At 44.2% G+C, this 18,895-nt stretch carries 19 protein-coding genes and 1 pseudogene; 5 read left to right on the forward strand and 15 right to left on the reverse strand.

Annotation, left to right across the window (positions count from 1 at the left end):
• Positions 1-253, forward strand: a 253-nt coding sequence (locus tag AJE_RS06625) for a BrxR family transcriptional regulator (RefSeq protein WP_008950192.1), incomplete at its 5' end; no start/stop codon positions are given.
• An 88-nt stretch (positions 254-341) separates the two neighbouring features.
• Here the strand turns inward: AJE_RS06625 and AJE_RS06630 are convergent.
• The 7 genes from AJE_RS06630 to AJE_RS06660 form a co-directional block, all read right to left on the reverse strand.
• Entirely contained in the window at positions 342-767 is a 426-nt protein-coding gene (locus AJE_RS06630; RefSeq protein ID WP_008950193.1) for a hypothetical protein, read from the reverse strand.
• 2 nt (positions 768-769) lie between these two features.
• Positions 770-1,447: an HNH endonuclease gene (locus tag AJE_RS06635; RefSeq protein ID WP_008950194.1), complete on the reverse strand. Its 678-nt coding sequence runs from the start codon at positions 1,445-1,447 to the stop codon at positions 770-772.
• Positions 1,444-4,593, reverse strand: a complete 3,150-nt coding sequence (locus AJE_RS06640; RefSeq protein ID WP_008950195.1) for a helicase HerA domain-containing protein — start codon at positions 4,591-4,593, stop codon at positions 1,444-1,446. The genes AJE_RS06635 and AJE_RS06640 overlap by 4 nt, the downstream gene beginning before the upstream one ends.
• Positions 4,590-5,162, reverse strand: coding sequence for a hypothetical protein (locus AJE_RS06645; protein WP_008950196.1), 573 nt, complete (start codon positions 5,160-5,162; stop codon positions 4,590-4,592). The genes AJE_RS06640 and AJE_RS06645 overlap by 4 nt, the downstream gene beginning before the upstream one ends.
• Positions 5,163-5,175: 13 nt before the next feature.
• Complete coding sequence (locus AJE_RS17940) at positions 5,176-7,476, reverse strand: dynamin family protein (protein WP_008950197.1); 2,301 nt, start codon at positions 7,474-7,476, stop codon at positions 5,176-5,178.
• Positions 7,477-7,510: 34 nt separating this feature from the next.
• Positions 7,511-8,644, reverse strand: a complete 1,134-nt coding sequence (locus AJE_RS06655) for a dynamin family protein (RefSeq protein WP_008950198.1) — start codon at positions 8,642-8,644, stop codon at positions 7,511-7,513.
• A 251-nt stretch (positions 8,645-8,895) separates the two neighbouring features.
• The gene (locus tag AJE_RS06660) at positions 8,896-9,090 is read right to left on the reverse strand and encodes an AlpA family transcriptional regulator (RefSeq protein WP_008950199.1); all 195 of its coding nucleotides are present in this window, start codon (positions 9,088-9,090) and stop codon (positions 8,896-8,898) included.
• Positions 9,091-9,230: 140 nt separating this feature from the next.
• Between AJE_RS06660 and radC the strand changes: the two genes are divergently transcribed.
• Positions 9,231-9,707, forward strand: a complete 477-nt coding sequence (gene radC / locus AJE_RS06665; protein WP_008950200.1) for a RadC family protein — start codon at positions 9,231-9,233, stop codon at positions 9,705-9,707.
• Between the two features lie 16 nt (positions 9,708-9,723).
• Here the strand turns inward: radC and AJE_RS06670 are convergent, their stop codons facing one another.
• Positions 9,724-9,906 (reverse strand): hypothetical protein, encoded by a 183-nt coding sequence (locus AJE_RS06670; RefSeq protein WP_008950201.1) that lies wholly within the window; start codon positions 9,904-9,906, stop codon positions 9,724-9,726.
• Here AJE_RS06670 and tnpA point away from each other — a divergent pair.
• The 3 genes and pseudogenes from tnpA (at position 9,905) to tnpC (ending at position 12,204) form a co-directional block, all read left to right on the forward strand.
• The gene (gene tnpA / locus AJE_RS06675; protein ID WP_008609959.1) at positions 9,905-10,189 is read left to right on the forward strand and encodes an IS66 family insertion sequence element accessory protein TnpA; all 285 of its coding nucleotides are present in this window, start codon (positions 9,905-9,907) and stop codon (positions 10,187-10,189) included. The genes AJE_RS06670 and tnpA overlap by 2 nt on opposite strands.
• A 2-nt stretch (positions 10,190-10,191) precedes the next feature.
• On the forward strand, positions 10,192-10,548 hold the full coding sequence (gene tnpB, locus AJE_RS06680) for an IS66 family insertion sequence element accessory protein TnpB (protein ID WP_008609957.1): 357 nt from the start codon (positions 10,192-10,194) through the stop codon (positions 10,546-10,548).
• A 92-nt stretch (positions 10,549-10,640) separates the two neighbouring features.
• Positions 10,641-12,204: pseudogene (gene tnpC, locus AJE_RS06685) on the forward strand (IS66 family transposase).
• A gap of 255 nt (positions 12,205-12,459) precedes the next feature.
• Here tnpC and AJE_RS06690 read toward each other — a convergent pair.
• From AJE_RS06690 to AJE_RS06720, 7 genes are all read right to left on the reverse strand, one after another.
• Positions 12,460-12,945, reverse strand: a complete 486-nt coding sequence (locus AJE_RS06690; protein ID WP_008950204.1) for a PIN domain-containing protein — start codon at positions 12,943-12,945, stop codon at positions 12,460-12,462.
• Positions 12,946-13,998, reverse strand: coding sequence for a helix-turn-helix domain-containing protein (locus AJE_RS06695; protein WP_008950205.1), 1,053 nt, complete (start codon positions 13,996-13,998; stop codon positions 12,946-12,948).
• 142 nt (positions 13,999-14,140) lie between these two features.
• The gene (locus AJE_RS06700; protein WP_008950206.1) at positions 14,141-15,274 is read right to left on the reverse strand and encodes a Fic family protein; all 1,134 of its coding nucleotides are present in this window, start codon (positions 15,272-15,274) and stop codon (positions 14,141-14,143) included.
• Positions 15,275-15,397: 123 nt separating this feature from the next.
• The gene (locus tag AJE_RS06705) at positions 15,398-15,853 is read right to left on the reverse strand and encodes a nucleotidyl transferase AbiEii/AbiGii toxin family protein (protein WP_008950207.1); all 456 of its coding nucleotides are present in this window, start codon (positions 15,851-15,853) and stop codon (positions 15,398-15,400) included.
• 61 nt (positions 15,854-15,914) lie between these two features.
• The gene (gene istB, locus AJE_RS06710) at positions 15,915-16,661 is read right to left on the reverse strand and encodes an IS21-like element helper ATPase IstB (protein ID WP_008950208.1); all 747 of its coding nucleotides are present in this window, start codon (positions 16,659-16,661) and stop codon (positions 15,915-15,917) included.
• 11 nt (positions 16,662-16,672) lie between these two features.
• Positions 16,673-18,226, reverse strand: coding sequence for an IS21 family transposase (gene istA, locus AJE_RS06715; RefSeq protein WP_039928185.1), 1,554 nt, complete (start codon positions 18,224-18,226; stop codon positions 16,673-16,675).
• A gap of 107 nt (positions 18,227-18,333) precedes the next feature.
• A complete protein-coding gene (locus tag AJE_RS06720; protein ID WP_008950210.1) occupies positions 18,334-18,888 on the reverse strand; it encodes a nucleotidyl transferase AbiEii/AbiGii toxin family protein in 555 nt (184 codons plus the stop codon).
• Positions 18,889-18,895: the final 7 nt, after the last annotated feature.

The following is an 18,895-nucleotide window of genomic DNA, read 5'->3' on the forward strand; positions in this document are numbered from 1 at the left end:
GCAGGATGCACGCTGGAACACCACTATTGATATCGTGCTGGTGCCCGATTCCCGCTTAACTGATTATCAAAAAGCCATTATTGCCGAAGATTACAATATGCAACACGGCAAGCGGGTGTTCTCCGTGCGCTCTGCACTAGTGCCTTATGCCGTGCAGGCGTTAAATCTGGATTTGGCCAAAATAGAAGCGCGCCCGGAGGCGCAGCAAATTATGGTGGCGAATTTGGATGAAGTTAAGCGGCATGCGTTTTGATAATCAGGAAAACTTTCTACCAGTAGAAATGACTCTACTGGTAGGGTCTGTAAAGTAAAGGTCTCAAAAAAAACTGTAAATCACTTAATCATAAAAAGTCATCTTGCAAACCAACACTCCACTTATTATTAGTGTTTTTGTATAAACTTATGCCATTCTCGGCATCAAAAATACAGTCGAACAATATCCCCCAAGTACCATCCTTCTGAAAAACAACAGATCTTGGGGTGATTTTTTCAAATATACCTTTAGAGCTTATTTTTGAATCAAAATTTTCTGAAAGGTACTGAAGTAAAAGACTAAGGTTATTATCTATTACTGAAACAACATTTAGCCTGTAGTCTTCGTAAGCATCTCTCTGAATACTACTAATTTGGTCCCCTGTATAAGCGAAAGCAACAATATTTACAGACCGTTCAGCGCCCCCCCACCAATATATCGATTCCGTTTTTTCCCATGAGTGATTGAATGTCATAAGTCCAAATACTGGGTCTTCACAAAACTTTTTGTCCATGGTTATGCAACCCCTTTTATCGCTGAAATACCGCCTGAATGAGGAATATTGTTGTGAACAACCGATGGCACTAGATCCATTGTTTTCATATCAGAACGCTCATGCCATGTAAGCTCATTTTCTTTTCTGTATTCTTTTACTTCGTCGGGAGTCCAAGTTTTTCCGTCTTTCTGTTCATCCGACCATTTTTTCGCACACGCTTCATCTGCTTGAGCAAAATTACCGTTACGTGCCTCAGTAAAATCCTCAATTTCTACAGACTCCTGTGACACCTCAGAAAAGTCAGGCTCACCTTCTTTGAAGTTAATAGAATCAAAATTGTACTTGTCTTTAATCTGCGCCCATGTTAATTCGTCACTATTATTTTTTTTAGGTGCGAAATTATCATCTGGAATCCAGTCTGAATTCCCTCTGCCCCCCTGCCACTCTCCGTTGTTAACTGGTAAATGCTGTGATTCTGTAGTCTGCTCTTTGAATGCTGCTTGCTTATTATCCAAAAATGTAGGCTCAGACTTATTATCAAAAAATGCATTTCCATCAACACCCTTTCGTGAAGAAAAATCACTATTTTTGAATGTACTTAAAGTTTCACTTTGATTATAACCTTTTGAAAAATCAGGTGTTTTCTCACCCATAGACTTTAATGGCGTGCTAACCTCTTTAAAAAAGTAAGGATTCATATCAGCTCCTTAGAAGCATGTCTCAGTTCAGAAACCTTAGCGTCAAAGTACGGTTTATTATTAGGTGACTCGACAGCAAGAACTTCTAGCACTAAGGCTACCAATTCGTTTTGCTCCCGTATGGTTAGTAGGTTCTTTTGAACAACACTAAAAATGGCATCTGAAAGCCAGTTAATCCATATATCAATATTTTGCGACATTGGAACTTGGTCAAGTAACGTATTGATATTTAATTTTTCAATTAAGCGCTGATGTAAATGACTAACTTTTTTACTGCTAGGATCGTTATTAAAAGGTTCAAAATTTGACAAGTCACTGCTCTGCTTTAGTATTTCTTTTATCGAATTTACTAATGCTAGTTTACGATGATCAACAAGTTTTTCTTTAGGCGCTGAATATGTAAATGGCTTTATCAACTCTTCGTTGAACTCATCGAACTGGCAAAGTACTGGCTCTACCCAGTTATTTTGAAATACCGCTGCACAGCCTGTTTGCAAACGCGCAAGCTCTTCTATTTGATCTTCATTTAACCTTGCAGCTTTACCTACCAAGTTACGATCGTCAAAATCAGGTAATCGTAAGATTATCTTCGTATTTGTATTACGTATAACAGCTTGGTCTAATAACCCTGGAGCCTGATCAGCAATAATAAAGCCTTCACCATAAGTGCGCATCTCCGCTAGAGCATTTGCAATCATCTCTACAGATTTGCCTTGCAAGTTAGCGGTCTCTTGGCCTTGCTCAGTTGAAGTACGTCGGAATAAATTGTGTGCTTCCTCAAGTACCGTTATGTGCTTTAAGCCTGCATTGTGGGAAGTGGCATTTGCCATTCTGTGCTGGTTCAACTTCAAAAACAAAATGCCCATTAATAATGACTTCGTTTCTGAAGAGCCAACGCGTGACAAATCGATAATGCACGATTGATCAAAAATAATCTCAGGCGAAATTTCATCTTTTTGAAAGATAGTGCTGTAATATCCATTAGTTAAAGATTTAACTCTGGTTATCAGCGCGCCTGAATAATTCCCTTTCATCTCTTGAGAATAATCTGACTTGTTAATTATTTCTGGCAGAACTGCCAAAAGATCATGGAAGTCGGGGTAAGAAATTTGCTCAGAGCTGCATTCTGAATTTAGTAAATCCCAGCCTGCTCTTTCATATGTTAACTCTACAGCCTCTTTTAATATTGCTGGCATTGCGGCGTACATTGGCCATACTGCATTTAAAATTTCGATCAAACGATCGATATGCTCCATCACATGAATCCCATCCGGGAATGAAAATGGGTTCAATTTGATTAACGGCGTGAACTTGGGGTTAGTACCAAATACACTTACAGACTCGTCGCCACCAAAAATAGCTTTATACTCACCTTTTGCAGGTTCAACTATGAGGAATGGGATGCCTTCATCTTTATGCAACTTATGCAAGATAGCGTAAATAGCATTGGATTTTCCTGCTCCAGTACTGCCAGTTACAAATATGTGGGATGTTAGCGAACGGATGTCTAAGTTTACATTCTGCGCTTTATCTACAGAGCCTAAATTCGAGACCTTACCAATATTTATGGAATGAGACGGATTGTTATCAATACGCAGCACTGATCTAGCAAAGTTCGCTGCCTCTATCACAGGGATACCAGGTAAAGACTGCCTTGGGAACCCCATAGCCAATGCCATCTCTTTGGTACTTACCAATGATGTTGATGCCATTAAATCTGTTGTGTAGCCTGTTGGCATCAAAAATTGGGGATGATTTAACTGTGATAAGTACATCTGCAAAACGTCAAATTGTTGAGGCTGAAATGCTCTGCTCCAAACATTGATAACATTTCGCTCTAAGCCTGACGATTCCCCACGGAGAATACCTGAATATAATTCAGCGCCTAACTTAACATCTAACTCCCGCCCACCTAAAAAATAGGCCCCCCAGTTCCACATGCCGTAGCTTTTACATTCTTCTAAACGCTCTAATTGTGCGTCGATTTGCGAGAGTAAGCTGGTAATGGTTCGGTTTTTCTCTGTAAATTGAAGTGACTTGGCATTTCCTTTTGTAGCTGTATCTGACCGAGTCGTACTGGAACTTGCAGCCTCAGAGTTTGATTCTGAGGTACTTTTTGCTACAGACTTGCTCTCATTAGTTCCAAAACTCTCCGAGGTAGAGCTAGTCTTAGATGCACCAAACAGCCCCATGCCTAAACCAGTGATCCCACCGACTAAAGCGCCAGCTGGCGCTGTTAAACCACCACTAACAGAGCCCGCACCAATAGCACCTGCGGCTGCACCACTAATAGCACCAGAGATTGCACGCTTAATATCAATATCAGATTTTGTACTGCTCTGTGAAGTTGTCTCAGTTTTAGAGGTCCCTGAAGTCAAGGTTTGCGTATCACTAATTGTATTTGTTAAGGTCTTAGTTATCCCTTCTGTTAGACTTTGACCGACCGCCAAGCTTTCATTTTCAGAATAAGAGATCTGCTGTTGCTCAAATACAGACAACGTTGTGTGTATTTTCTGATAAGCCAATTCAACATGGCTTAACTGTGAGAGACTTACTGGAGTGGCATTAATCAAGACCGTGTACTCACGACCACGCAGACCATCAATTAGCTTTTCTAAACCCTGCGAAAAAAGCTCCTTACTGCCTTCTTTTAATGAAGGTACGCCAGATACTGCAGCAATGGCATTTACTGAAGTTCCTTGAAGCGGCTCAAGTAGTTGATATATCTCTTTATTAACAAGATTAGTTGAAATATCAACACCAGGAAAATTACCGGCCATAGCAGCATCTAAGGTTTCAACGGCTTCAAAACCTGATGAGGCGTTTAAAGATTCTTGCTTTTTCATCGCAATATAAATATCAACGTGCGACTTGAAGCCTTTTACGATTAAAATTACAGAGCTTTTTGAGCTATGCAGCGTTGAGAACACACTGGTAAACTTATCTAAGTTATCCTCTTCTTTGTTATACACAATTTTCGTCAATTTCCGGACGCGAATATCATGTAAAACTTGGTTAAGGTTTGTCTGAATGGGTAAAATATCTAAAAAATTAAGCTGGGTTAGCGCGTTTTTTAAAACGACATCGTCAAATTCAGCGAATAGATTATTAAGCTCATCCTGTTGAACCGCTAACTCGTTTTTCATTCATCATTCCTTTGATTTAAGTAATATACTGCAGCTAAACCAACCGCTACACCTAATACAACACCGCCAAAAGTGACGCCGACCATCTTGCCTAAAACACCACCTGCCAAACCACCACCCAAGGCACCCAACCCAAAGTTATTACGGTTGTAATTTGACGAGCTTTGGCTATCACTTGAATCTGCAGAGTGGTTTTTACTGCTAGCAGCACTTTTAGGGGGTTTTATTCTTGGCTGAAAATCTGGATGGCCACTTTCACGTAAATGTTTCATTACGGTGACTATGTTATTAAACCTTTTTCTAGAAAAATTGTACTCAAGCTCAATACGTAGATCAGTCCAAAGTTTTTTATCCCATGAGTTAGAATCACTAATAAAGCGAGAGTCTTTGTTATCCTCATTAAACAAACTTAATCCATTGCTAGCTAGGACTGAATCCGCATATGCTGCATACTCTGCTAAAAGAAAGCTTTCTCTGTTGCGGTCCAAATTAATGTCGACAAGAATATGAGATTGAATTTTGGCAACATCTAAATCTTGCACAACGGTTTTGAATTTCTGAGAAACCACGGCAACCTCCTTGTTATAAAACCAATATTGATTGTAAGTTATTGTTGAAACGAATATACCAATCAAGTTTTTCTTTATTCGACTTAAGCTGAATTTCCTTTTCTTTTTGATCTCTCTGAGCTAATTGAAGTTGCTCAATAGCGCTACTTAATCGATGATCAATCTCGTCCATTTGCGAAATAATACAGTTTTTCGCTTCTTGGAAATTTTTTCTTACTGTTTCCTCAAACTTGATAAAGTTTGCTCTTTTTAATTCAACAAGATTCCTAAGCATATCGTTGGCAGTCTCCGAAAGGTCAACCATTTCGACCTGCTTAGTTTGATATACATCTCTCTTTTTTAACCATAAAAAACCATGTCTTTCAGTACCAACCCATACAGATATTTTTTTACTATAGGATGCTGACTGAAGCATTGTTTTAGAGTCAGCCATCTCCAAGGTACTTGCTTGGAACAAGCTTGCTAATGAAAATTCAGAATCACTCGGGAAAGCTTTATCGAGTACATCTGCTACTGATTTCTGATATTCATTTCTCAGATTTTCAAGAGACTGCATCAATTCTGTTTCGCAATCCCTTGATAATACATCCTCAATTTCTGATGCCAAATCGTTAAGCTGGTTAAGTCCGTCTTCAAGGATGCTCTCAGCTTGTTGGGGTGTAAGCTCATCAGTGAAAGTTTCCTGCAACTGATCTTTTAAATCAGATATCTTCCTATCTATTGCCAGTTGAGAAGCTTTTGCTTCTTTAGAAATCGTAAAAGGCAAACTCATTAATTTTTCACGGAATAAGCTTGCTTGCTCTATACGTTCAGCGCTTTTAGTGAAAGCTTCGATCGCCTGAGTGACATTTTGTAGCTCCGCATCAGAAGAGGAGATCACTTCATTCAATGTTTCGATTGCTTTACTACGTGACTCTACTGATTTAAAGGTATCCACAGCATCCTTTATCCTAGATGGAATGGCATGTTTAGCTATGTAGTTATCGAGTAATGATTCAATAATTGGAATACCACTCAGTATTTCAGCTACCTGTAAATCATCTTTTTGAGCTTTAAACGCACTCACCTTATCTCTAAGGTTATGGTAGGTAACTCTATCCAATTCTGATTTAGCATGCTCCACTAAATCCATTTCTGGTTCTTGTACAAATAAATCAACAAAACCCGATAAGCTGCTTTTCTGTTTTCTGGATAAGAATTCTGTACCATTGTAGCGAGACATACGCACGAGTTTTGCTAACTCTGCAGATGCTGGAATGACTATCGGATTGGTAATTCCATTTTCAGCTAAGTAGGTTTTTACGTTTTGTATTGCTCTGCTAATAGACTCACCTTTTTCTGGATCGAAGTTGTCTATTTTGTTTGCAACAAAGATAAAACGGTCTTGGGCTTCGCGCCCGCCAGCTTGCATAGCATCTCGGATAAGATTTAGCAAACCTTTATCATCATCTGTACTTAACTGTGTTGCATTAAGTATATAGAGCACCATTGAAGGCTGAGTATCTCTTATCGCTCTGGTGGTGGTTGCTCTGTGCTCAGCATCTCTGGAATTATTAGGTCCTGGTGTGTCAACTAACACAATTTGGACACCATCTCGCTCATCAATTGCAGGGATATCACCTTTAATTTCAATAACTGATGTTTTAGGATCGCTATTCCATTGATCAATAAGCTCACTAGTTGCTTTAAAGTCCTCTGGTGTTACCCAATCAATAATCAATTCTTTCTGATGATCAAATCGTCTTAACTCAAAATGATCCATATCATCATAATCGGTGATCTTGGCAATGGTAGCAGTACAGGCTTCATTTTTAGCTGGCATCAGCTCTTGTCCAAGCATGGCATTTATAACTGTGGATTTTCCAGCAGACATAGTCGCCAAGACATTCACTTCAAAACCTGGCGCAAGCGCTTTTTCAAAAGCTGCATGCATTTCTGGGCTACGGAACTCATCAAATGGACCCGATTGCGCGTCTTCAAAAAGTTGTTTTAGTTTTGATAGACGATCTTCAACCGCAAGATGTACCGTGTCATACTCGGCTACAATGTTAAGAGTAGGATTATTTTTATTAAAAGCATCAATGGCATCTTTAACATCTATCGCATCTAAATCAGTACCACTAAAAAAGAATTTTATCTCTTGCGTATTTAATACTTTGAAGAATTCTGGGAAAACTTTATCAATCCACTGCTGTAAGCGTTTGTTACTACAGAGCTCTTTAAAGTATCTATCTTCTTGTAATTTGTCGTTTATCCAAAACTGACTTTCAACTGTAAAAGGGTTATAGCTTAGTTTGACTACTGGCATGTACATATATTTATTCCTTTGTATTAAGCCTGCTTATCGTTCATTTTTCTGGCGCACTTTTACTGTCAAATAAGCCAGCAAATGCTCCTAAACCATGTTTATTAAGCGATTCAACCAAATTAGCCATCGCTGTGGGTGTTCCATCCGTGATCATTTTTTGCTGAATCAATTCTTCAACTAAAAAAATACCAGAGTAATGTTCTATATCGGAGAGCTGTTTAGCATCATAAATGCTTTCATTGTGTTCGCTCGGAGATAGATCAGAGATAGGTTTTAGACTGATAGACAGCAGTAATTGTGACTTCTTATTTTTTGGCAATAACGCAGCATCAAGCATATGGTTTTTGTCTATGCTTGCTAATTGGTTAAAACTTTCAAGAATGTGCCTTTCTCGCCTACTCAATTTTTCGTTTCGCTGAGTTTTCCTTGCAAGAAGCGCAGCAACAGCTGATATGGGAATGATGGCGGGGGACTTGAAACCAATGTTACCTAAGTAACTTTTTACTAACTCAACTGCCTTGGTAAGTGATTCACCTTGTTCTTCATCCAACACATCGGCTTTGTTGAGTATAAAAATAATGTCTTTATGATTCTCACGAAGCTCAACTACTTTTAACAGCTCTCTTAAGAAAGAAGCGTCATCATCAACCCCTATTTGGGAAGCATTCAATACATAAAGAATTAAGCCATGGTTGCCATCTCGTAAGGTATTGAACGTGATATCGTTGTGAGAGCTATCTCTGGAATTGTTCGGACCAGGAGTATCATAAATAACTAATTTCCCCCCTTCATTATCAATTTTTGGTACATCACCTCTTAACTCAATTACACCCGCACTCTTACTAAGATTCATGTCCTGTAAAAGCTCAACTGATGCGGCTTGCCAGTTTGAGAAATGTTCCTCCCCTTCAAGGCGTGCTTCGAAGCTATCCATCATGTCGTCATCTTCTACTCTAAAGACTCGTGATGTACATGCTTCATTGCTACTAGGTAATAATTCTCGCCCAAGTAGGGCGTTAATAAGCGTAGACTTACCAGCACTCATTGTAGCAAGTACAATTACTTCGAAAGGAGTATTAAGTGCTGTATTAATGTCTTGCTGAATAATGGGATCACGCAGTATTTTCGTTAGTTCACTATACTGCTTTGCCTTGCGACTTACGGCTCTAGTCATCCTTAAGTTCCTTGAGTTTTGCTACTGTTCTAACATTTAAAGTTAAAACCAGCTAAGCAACTTTAAAAATCCAGATAGTTTCCAAATCAGAAAACTGCCACAATCTTTCTGAGATGACAAGCTAATACTTAAGTTATACTAGCCTCAATTCTCAAAACTGTAAGTCTGGTTTTTTAATCAGTGTATCTTATACATACACATGTTAATTTGGAGAGTTTCCCTCATTCCTTAAGGACAATATTCAAAGCAAATTACTTCAAAGCCCCCTCATCTCTTAATTTTAATTTTTCTCCGATCCACTCCTGAATCTCACTCTCTACCCAGGCCACCATTCTGGCACCTAATTTCACCGGCTTTGGAAAGCGCCCTTCTGCGATAAATTTATACACAGTTGATCGTGCCAGGCCGGTGCAATCCATTACGGTTTTTAATTTGATAAGTTTCATGGTCAGGTCCTCGTATTAGTCCAGACCATGTGCCTGATGCGTTTTTTTTAACTTATAGGCGCCAGCAGCCAAATCGAAAAAATCTCAGACCTATATCACCTATGTGCATAAGCAAATAAATGCCTTTAAGGAGATATACCATGACACCAAAACCTACCCCTGCCGATGTTGTTAAATGGTCCGTTGCTGCACTGGAAATTCTGGATAAAGCCGCAACGCTAATTGCCAAGAAGTACGCACGCAAAGACGCCTTTACCAGTCCCGATGTCACCAAGGAATATTTGAAATACCGTATGGCGCATCATGGGCGTGAAGTCTTCGCGGTGATCCTGCTGGATAACCAGCACCGGCTTATTGAGTTTTGTGAGCTGTTTCACGGCACCATTGACGCTGCACCGGTTTACCCGCGTGAAGTAGTGAAACTGGTACTGGAGCATAACGCTGGCGCTGTGATCTTTGCACATAACCATCCGTCTGGTGTGGCTGAGCCATCTGAAGCAGATAAGCGCATTACCAAACGTTTAACCGATGCGCTGGCGCTAATTGATGTAAAAGTGCTGGACCATATCGTTGTGGGTGAAACGCCAGTGTCTTTTGCCGAACGTGGGCTGATTTAGCGCCAACGGCAAGCTTTTACACCAACCGCAAAACGGCATAAATGCCAAGTTCCCAAATTAGTCTTTTGGGAACTTGGAAAGCCTTATAAACCGGCACTGTCACTTTTTGCACTGTAAGCGTAACGCCAACCACACATTCCAATCCTAACTGATCAACTTTACCCTGACTGCCACTATCAACTGTCAGGGTAATCATCATGCACCGCACCAAAGAACAATGGCTGGCCTTGTTTGCCGAGCAAGCCCAAAGTGGTCTCACCCAAACTGAATTTGCAAAACGCCAGGGCATCATTCCTACGTATTTTAGTTATCGCAAGCGTCAGTTGCTGGCGTTTCAGGATGATGACGGTGGCTTTGTTGAGCTCACGCCACAGGGCTTGCAGCTGAATCAATCCATTTTACTCCGTAAGCGTGATGTGGAATTGCAGTTTCCAGCCGGCACCGATGCCCTGTGGTTAGCGGCCTTGCTAAGAGCGCTTTGATAATGAAAATGTTCCTCGATGTGCCCAAGGTCTATTTGCATAAACAGCCAGTCGACTTTCGTAAATCCATTAATGGCTTATCGTTGCTGGTCGAGCAAGAGATGCAGCTCTCGCCTTTTAGTGGCGCACTGTTTGTGTTCTGCAATCAGCAGCGCACCCGGTTAAAAGTGCTGTACTGGGATAGCACCGGCTTTTGCCTGTGGTACAAACGGCTTGAAAAAGACAAGTTTCGCTGGCCACGGCAAATGCCAGGTAAAGTGTTAGCCATTAGCGAGCAGCAGTGGCATTGGTTGTTGCAAGGTGTCGATATTCAAAAAATCACCGCGCATCAGCCACTGCATTACCAAAGTGTGGGCTGATATGCCGATCGGCTATAAATCCTTGTGATCGCATCCAAAACAATCTAAATCTTACCAAGCACTTAGCCCGATTGGCCGTTACAATAGCGGCCATGAAAAAGACACCTCAATCCTTACCTGACGATATCGAAACGCTTAAGCGTATGCTGCTTGAGCAGACGCAAAAGCTTGAGCGCAAACTGGCGCAAAAAGATAAACGCATCGCCAAATTAGAGCGGGTTAACCAGCAGCTGTCGGACAAGCTGCAGCAATTGCTGGAGCGTTACAATCTGACGAAGTACCAGAAATTCAGCCCCAGCAGTGAAACCTATGAAGGTGAAGGCGAGGTGTTAAATGAGGCCGAGCAGCTGATTGAAGACGATTCAGTAGCGACAGAGCCAGATACTCAGACGACCGAGAGCGCTGAGAAATCCGCCGCTAAGCCACGCCGACCAAGGATTGCCCCTGAGCTGCCGCGCGTTGACGTTATCCATGACATTGACGATAAAACCTGTGCCTGCTGCGGCCATGCGCTGCATAAAATGGGCGAAGAAGTCAGTGAGCAAATCGAGTTCGTGCCAGCACAAATCCGGGTGCTGAGAAACGTGCGGCTCAAATACAGCTGCCGGCAGTGTGAGACCAATGGCATGAAGGTGGACATTAAGATTGCCGATGTGCCACCGGCGGTTATCCCGAAAAGCATGGCCACACCGAGTCTGCTTGCCCAAATCATCAGCAGCAAAATGCACTATGGCTTGCCGCTGTACCGTCAGGAGCAGTTGTTTAATCAGGCCGGTATTGAGCTTAGCCGTCAAACGATGAGCCGCTGGCTGATAACCTGTGCAGAGAAACTGAAACCGCTACTGGCGTTAATGAAAGCCGAGCTTCTGAAAGCAGCCGGTGCTGTGGGCAGATGAAACCACGGTTAATGTGCTGGATGTTGAGAAAAGCACCTGCTACATGTGGGTATATGGCTGTGGCTTAGAGCAAAGTACCGGCCCCAAGCTGGTGCTGTTTGATTATCAGGATAGCCGCAGCAGTATACATCCCACCGACTTCCTGGCGGGGCTTAGCGGTTACCTGCAGGTTGATGGTTATGCCGGATATGAGAAAACCCACGCAACCTTAGTCGGCTGCTGGGCACATGCCAGACGTAAGTTCGTTGAAGCACAAAAAGCGCAGGGCAAAGGCAAAACGGGTAAGGCGGATGTGGCCCTTAACCATATCCAGAAACTTTATGCACTGGAGAGTAAATTAAAAACCGTGCCGCCTGATAAGAAATATGACGCCAGACAAACGCTAGCCAAGCCACTGTTGGAGCAATTCAAAAGCTGGCTGGATAAATCAAGCGAGAGCGTCACGAAAGAAGGTTTACTGGGAGCCGCTATAACGTATAGCCTGAATCAGTGGCCTAAGCTTATCCGGTACTTGGATGACGGCAGATTAAATATCGACAACAACCGTGCTGAGCGCGCAATCAAACCGTTCGTGATTGGACGTAAGGCATGGTTATTTGCCAATACCAAGACGGGAGCACAAGCAAGTGCGGCACTGTACAGCCTGGTTGAAACCGCCAAAATCAACGGTCTGGAACCCTATGATTACTTATGCCGGTTGCTAACAGAGTTGCCCAAAGCCAATACCCATGAGCAATTACAACAACTTCTGCCTTACTGAACAGCAGCCACACTGCAAGGTGTGGTTGCTGTTACGCTTACTTTGCACTGTGCTGAAGTTCTCAAAACTGCGTTTTAATCGAAAAGAGGAAGTTGACTATGGCTGAGGTACAAGCGGTCAAAAGCCTGGACACGGTGAAACTGATTAGTCATTTACTGGACAGGCATTACGGCGGAGGATTTATTTTAATCTGATTGACGCGGACCAAAGCTTGATTAACTTCAACTTATTAGGCAAACACCGGTGACATTACCGTTAATTTGAAAATTGTATCAGGCGCTGCTTAGCAAGAGCCCAAGGCAGGCGACGTCCGGCTTTTGCCATTTTATCGTATGCAGCTTGTGCCTCAACAACTGTAAGCATGCCATGCGTGACAAGCTGCTCGACAACCCATAGCGTCCCTTGAACCAATATCGCTTCTTTTTCGGCAGCCTTCCTAAGCGCTATATCACCGGTAAGCAGTGGGCACTGCTCTTGCCTGGCCAACGCAAGTGCAAAGCAATCGTTCATGCTTGGACCTGTGTATTTTTGCCTCAGCTCAAAAGAATACATCATAGACTCAGGGCTTAGCTCCCCCAGAGACAAGCCTAAATCAATTAGAAATCCGTGTTGCTCACTCAGCTCCTCATGAAATAACACATCTGGAACTTTGAATTGGTAGGGTAAATTGAAAAAGATCTCCAGTAACTGGCCTTCCTCGAGATCAATGAGAATATTGGCATCACTGATCAACAAGTACATCTACACAGCCTCAGCTAACATTTGGCGTTGCTTGTGCAGTGCCATCACCGATATTTGTAACAATTCAGCGGCTTTCGATTCGCTAAGGATCCCCTCAGCTAAGGCGCGATAGACTAATTGCTCAAACAGCAGTGTTTGCTCTTGCGGGTAAGGCTTCCCTGGCTCTTGCTTACGCCAGCCATTTTGAGAAAACTGGATAAAAATTTGGCGCTTTTTCTCTTGAGTTATAACACCAAGATCAGCACTACGATACAAACAGGCCGCCATGCTTAAACCGTATTCATGCTTCAAAAAGTAAAGTTCTTTAGCATCAATGTTCGAGCGCTGCTCACCTAAGTGTTGATAAAGCCCAATGTCGGGCAATAAAAATGCTGACGCAAAACGATTACACGCCATCTCTTCGTCAACGGAATCATCTAACCGACCATGTAAAATCAGGTGACCAAGTTCGTGTGCCAACGTGAATCGCTGACGACACCCTGGCCAGTGCGCAGATACCACAATGATAGGCTGCCCTGAAATCTTAGCTTCTAAGCCATCAAATTTATCTGCTTGGGGTACGTTGCTGACAATGACCAAAATACCTTTAGACTCAAGCAAATCAATTAAGTCAGGTAGCGGATTCATCCCCAGTTGCCAGTCACTACGTACTTTAGCAGCAACGTGTTCTACCGCAGCTAATGAACTCACCACTGGAATATCAGGATGATAGTCAAAATCCGAAATTGGGAAGTTTGGCCACACATTTTTGAGCGCCAGCCAGCGTTCAGCTTGGTCGATGACATCAGATTCTATTTTTTTCAGTAGCTTAGCTGGAGCTGACGCTTTCTTGCGATACTCCACCTCACCTAACGTCACTTGTGCTGGGCGAAAAAAGTATTCAGAACGAACCGACAATGCAGCCGCCAATTTGAGTAAAACACCCGAGGACGGCATACTCTGGTTATGCTCGTATTTTTTAACCATGTTGGCACTAATACCAACAATATCACCCAAGGCCTGCATAGACAGGCCAGCAGCAGTACGGGCTCGTTTTATACGCTCTCCAATCATACTGGCCTCCGGTTTATAAATATAGTATTTTGTGGACTATTATAAACCGGCTAGCTGATTCTGTCGATTGGCATCACCGGGTAAAAAGGATGAAGAGCTTGGAATTGCTGAGATACTTTGCTTTAACGGCTGCAAACGCCGGCTATTGTGAGATCACATAGCGAGTACTTCTCCCCCCAGCCGCGGTTTTCACCAAGCACCCCATTTCAACCAACTGAGCCAAATGCCGGCTTGCGGTTGCCGGACTGACCTTGGCCACTTTGCCGTACTGGCTATTACTGATGCCTTCATTGAAGTCGCCATCCAGCAACCGGTTTAGTACTTTTACTTGCTCTTTGCTCAGTTGGGTTTGGTCTACCCGTTGCCAGAAGCGGGTTTTTAGCAGCGTTTGTTCGATATCAGCCAGCGCCTGCTTTAGGCTAGCGGCTAGCGTGTCGAGAAACCAAACCAACCAAGCAGTGATATCAGTATCGCCTTTTTGGCTTTGCTCAAGAATGTCGTAATAGCTGCTTCGCCTTTCCAGGATAGCAACCGACATGGCATAAAAGCGGATCGACTGATGTTCGGCCTGCGCCAGCGCCAGATCAGTCAGCAGCCTGGCCAAGCGGCCATTGCCATCTTCCAGTGGATGGAGTGTGATAAACCAGAAATGCGCAATACCTGCGCGTAGCAGCGGGTCTAACTTGGCATCATCCCGCGAGCGGTTAAACCAGTCGATAAAGCAATTAAGCTCGCCTTCCAAAACTTCACGTGGTGGTGCTTCGAAATGCACTTTAGGGCGACCCGCTTCTATTAAACATGGCCGACCGGAGACCACCTGCATCGGCTCGTTACCGCGAAGCTGCCCGCCCTGCACTCTCTGCATTAGTGAGCTGTCGGTCGGAAATAGCCAGGAGTGCCACTGTAATAATCGCTCCTGCGTTAATGGCTGTTGCCAATTACCGATAGCATCGGTCACCATCGCAGCAAGGCCATCTGATTGCGCTGTCGTTGCAACGCTTTGTTGCTCAGCAATACCTAGCTTTCGGGCTAATGATGAACGCACCACGCTATGGTTAAGTCGCTCTCCTTCAATCGCGCTAGAGGTAAGGATATTGGCAAGCATGGTATCCAGTGCAGCCTGCTGGTTATTCTGCACGCCCATTTTGCCCAGCAGCACGCCTTGCAAAAAGTGCAGTTCACGTAACTTAGGCATCAGTGTCGCATGATCATAACGAAAGGCTGGCGATGCATTTTGCTGACGGCCGGGCCAATCGGGTTGTTGCCAGATCCACATAGGCAAGGCTCCTACTGATTGAGGTGAATACGTTGCACAATCTACTCATATAGTGAGGTGAATGGCAAGATTAATCACCTCATCAAACGCACTAAGAAAATTCTAAGTATCGTTAGACAGGCTTCACATACCCATATCAAACCTGGTTTTGGGCGAACCATTACTGAGTAACTCCGATGCCATCGCACTGACTTCGGCCTGCACATAAGCCCAATATTCCGGGTTATCCACCGTACGCTCCTTGATCTGACTTGGGATAAAACGGCTCATCTCCATATTAAAATCAGCACGTACTTCATCATCTTGCTGTAACTTTTTGATCTGCAGCTCAAGCGCGGTTCTAAAGTCGTCTTTATGTTTATGTCTTGCCGCTATTTTTTTTTCAACCAGCTCTTTTGATAGCGCTACGCCTCGTTGTTTGATCCAGACGATATCCCAGATATCGCGCGGTTTAATTCTTCTTGCCCGATAAGCGACGGCAATAAATTTATCTGCCAACGTTTCTTGCAATGACTGCACCGGCACCAAAATTCCCTCGGTGCGTATTTCGGTTTGTCCGGCCACCTGTTCCGGTTTCATCCGGCCAGGCGTTTCGGTGTGATCCGGCCAGCATGATCTGACCTTCGTTTATCCTCTCTTTTTACCCGACTTCTTCACCCTGAACCAGTGTTTTTTTACGTTGTGACTCACCTGTTAATTCCAGTCGGTGGGCATTGTGGATCACTCTGTCTAACAGCGCATCTGCAACAGTTGGATTATCCATTAAGCCGTACCACTCCGAGACCGGTAACTGACTGACGATGATTGTGCTGCGTTGCTCGTAGCGATCTTCAATCACGTCCAGTAAATCGCTCACTTGTTTACCTTTAAATCCCTCAAGGCCCCAATCATCCAAGATCAACATATCTACCTTTTGTAGCTGTACCAGTTGTTTAAGATAGCTACCATCAGCATGCCCCATTTTCAGGCTTTCCAGTAACCGACCTAACCGATAATACAGCACGCGTTTATTCTGTCGGCAAGCTTGCTCACCTAAGGCGCAGGCAAGATAGGTTTTGCCGCTGCCGGTGGGCCCGGTTATCAAGATATTCTGGTGGTACGTCAGGTGATGTCCTTGCATAAGTGGTGTAATTTGTTCAGCTCGCAAGCCGCGCTTTGCCGGATAGCGTAAGCCTTCTGGTGTCGCTTTAAGGCGCAGATTGGCTTGTTTGCGCAAGCGTTGTAAGCGGGTGTTATCCCGCGCCAGATGTTCTTGCTCGACCAGCAATCCCAATCGTTCATCGAAGCTAAGTTCGGCATAGGTATGGGGCGCCAGGCGTTGTTGCTCCAGCGCACTGGCCATAGCCGCCAGCTTAAGCTGGCGTAGTTGGATAAGCAGTGAGTCCATTGGTGTTGTCCTTATTGGTAGTATTTTGAGCCACGGATGTTGGTGTGCGGGCCAGGGATAATGGTTTTAGTTTCATCCGGTTGCCAGCGCATATCTTCACCGTTTTTAAGCAGCTTTTTGATGACCGGTATATAAGGTAGTTGGCGACTGATGGCCAGTGCGCAGGCCTTTTCTAGTCGGTCACTGCCGTAGCGTTTTTGCTCGCTCAGGAGTCCCAGGCAGGTGCGCTGCGCTTGGATAAGATGGTCTTTGTTACGCTCAACCGCTAAGACCACCGCCAGCGTGTTGGTGCCGATATGGGTTGCCCAGCTGCGAATGCGCTCAGGGCTCCATTCCAGATGGGCAGCATGGTTTTCTGGCATGTGCGCTATATCAGTCGTGTGCCGGTAGCGGGTATAGCTGCGCGGATGCTGAGCGACGCATTTCGCCTGATGGTAAACCTTTATCAGCGTTTGCGTGGCACTGATTTCAACCCGCTCACCGACTAAACGGTGTGGCACCGAGTACCAGTGATAGTCGTATTGTACGTGGTAGTCTTTGGCGACTTTGGCAATGCGATAATCGGTGTACTCATAAGCGTAAGGCGGCAGTGGTTGTAATGCAGGCGCATCCAGCAAGTTAAACAACTGCTCACGGCTGGCACCGTTGTAATGCTTCATGGGCCGCTGATTGAGTTCAGTATTCAACTCCCGGATAGCCTGATTTAACGCTGCCAGTGAGTGAAATACCTGATGGCGCAGCCGGGCTAATACCCAGCGCTCCACAATCAGCACCGCAGATTCGACTTTACCTTTATCCTGCGGTTTGCGTGGTCGGGTGGGCATCAACGCACAGCCATAATGTCTGGCCAGCGCTTTGTAATTGTCGTTAATCACCGGCTCGAACTTATCCGCTTTATCAACGGCGGCTTTGAGATTGTCGGGTATCAATAATGCGGGTACGCCACCTAAAAAGGTCAGGCAACGACTGTTCGCCATCAGCCAGGATTCCCTATCCTGACCTTTACAGGCTTCAATATAGGTGTAGTTAGATGCGCCCAGGGTGGCGACGAAGATAGCGGCCGGTTTTATCTCACCTGTTTCTGGGTTCACAATCGGCACTGTCGGGCCACAGAAGTCGATAAACAGCTTCTCACCGGCTTCATGATGCTGTCGCATCGAGCGTTTTTGTACAGCACACCAACGCCGGTAATGTTCACAGTACTGCGTGTAGCCAAGCGCTTTACTGCCGTGCTCTGCCTGATACTCCTGCCATAACAGCAGTTTGGTGACGCCTTTTCTACGCAGCTCAAGATGTACCTGCACCCACGACGGCAAGACCCGCTGCGTACTGTAATCACGGCCAGGAAATAACAGTTTGTCGAGGCTATCAAGCGGATAGTCGGCTGCCAGCGGCCAACTGAGGCCTAAGTTGTTAAAGCGGATAACCAAATCACTGATGGTTGCCCGGCCAATATTTAGCGCCTGAGAGATTTGCCTGTCACTTAACTTGGCCTCAAATTTGAGGCGGAATATATCCAGATAAGTTTGCATATCTGTCCTTACCATTTTCTTTTTACGTGTCATGACTACTCCGGCAAACAGTTAAAAAACTGTTATGCCAAAGACCGTAAAACGAAGGAAGAACAAACTGGCCGGACGATACCGAAACAGGTGGCCGGATGAGGCCGAAATCAGTGGCCGGATGATACCGAAATGGGTGGCCGACTCATGCCGAAATCGCTGGCCGGATCATCCCGAAATACGCACTCGGTGGGTACCACGATATTGTAATGGTTTAACAAGGGCCTTTTTTCAATGTCGAATGACGGAATGGCGCAAACATCAATATGCATTTTTTGCCGGGGTAAATCCGGACGGTTTGCTTCTTTTACGATACTGATTTTCCAGGAAACCGTATCTCCCTGATTGTCTGCTGCAGGTTTGTTTACCCATACCTCAGTTTCATATTTGTTCTGAATATAGTTTTGAATGTCGGCTTCCAGACCATCGAAATCAGCCGGCTTGAAATTATGGCCACCGTTAAAATCGAGATCCTCTGATAGGCGTGCACTGTTGTAACACATACGCAAAGAAGTCCCGCCAATAAAGGTTAGACTTTGCATTGCACCTTGCTTAATCAATACCGCCATAATGTCGTGGTGAAGGATCTCTTTCTCAATAACAGGGGTAATAGCGGCATAGTCTGGATTCGCTTGTACAATTTGACGAAGCTGTTGTTTTAACATCCTGATC

The organism is Alishewanella jeotgali KCTC 22429, from assembly GCF_000245735.1.
Classification (GTDB): Bacteria; Pseudomonadota; Gammaproteobacteria; order Enterobacterales; family Alteromonadaceae; genus Alishewanella; species Alishewanella jeotgali.

Coding starts and splice junctions, on each gene's coding strand:
- AJE_RS06640 (WP_008950195.1), bottom strand. CDS start 4,593: ATGAAAAACGAGTTAGCGGTTCAACAGGATGAGCTTAATAATCTATTC.
- AJE_RS06705 (WP_008950207.1), bottom strand. CDS start 15,853: ATGAAACCGGAACAGGTGGCCGGACAAACCGAAATACGCACCGAGGGA.
- tnpA (WP_008609959.1), top strand. CDS start 9,905: ATGCACCGCACCAAAGAACAATGGCTGGCCTTGTTTGCCGAGCAAGCC.
- tnpB (WP_008609957.1), top strand. CDS start 10,192: ATGAAAATGTTCCTCGATGTGCCCAAGGTCTATTTGCATAAACAGCCA.
- AJE_RS06630 (WP_008950193.1), bottom strand. CDS start 767: ATGGACAAAAAGTTTTGTGAAGACCCAGTATTTGGACTTATGACATTC.
- AJE_RS06690 (WP_008950204.1), bottom strand. CDS start 12,945: ATGTACTTGTTGATCAGTGATGCCAATATTCTCATTGATCTCGAGGAA.
- AJE_RS06660 (WP_008950199.1), bottom strand. CDS start 9,090: ATGAAACTTATCAAATTAAAAACCGTAATGGATTGCACCGGCCTGGCA.
- AJE_RS06720 (WP_008950210.1), bottom strand. CDS start 18,888: ATGTTAAAACAACAGCTTCGTCAAATTGTACAAGCGAATCCAGACTAT.
- istA (WP_039928185.1), bottom strand. CDS start 18,226: ATGACACGTAAAAAGAAAATGGTAAGGACAGATATGCAAACTTATCTG.
- AJE_RS06635 (WP_008950194.1), bottom strand. CDS start 1,447: ATGAATCCTTACTTTTTTAAAGAGGTTAGCACGCCATTAAAGTCTATG.
- AJE_RS06700 (WP_008950206.1), bottom strand. CDS start 15,274: ATGTGGATCTGGCAACAACCCGATTGGCCCGGCCGTCAGCAAAATGCA.
- radC (WP_008950200.1), top strand. CDS start 9,231: ATGACACCAAAACCTACCCCTGCCGATGTTGTTAAATGGTCCGTTGCT.
- AJE_RS06655 (WP_008950198.1), bottom strand. CDS start 8,644: ATGACTAGAGCCGTAAGTCGCAAGGCAAAGCAGTATAGTGAACTAACG.
- istB (WP_008950208.1), bottom strand. CDS start 16,661: ATGGACTCACTGCTTATCCAACTACGCCAGCTTAAGCTGGCGGCTATG.
- AJE_RS17940 (WP_008950197.1), bottom strand. CDS start 7,476: ATGTACATGCCAGTAGTCAAACTAAGCTATAACCCTTTTACAGTTGAA.
- AJE_RS06670 (WP_008950201.1), bottom strand. CDS start 9,906: ATGATGATTACCCTGACAGTTGATAGTGGCAGTCAGGGTAAAGTTGAT.
- AJE_RS06695 (WP_008950205.1), bottom strand. CDS start 13,998: ATGATTGGAGAGCGTATAAAACGAGCCCGTACTGCTGCTGGCCTGTCT.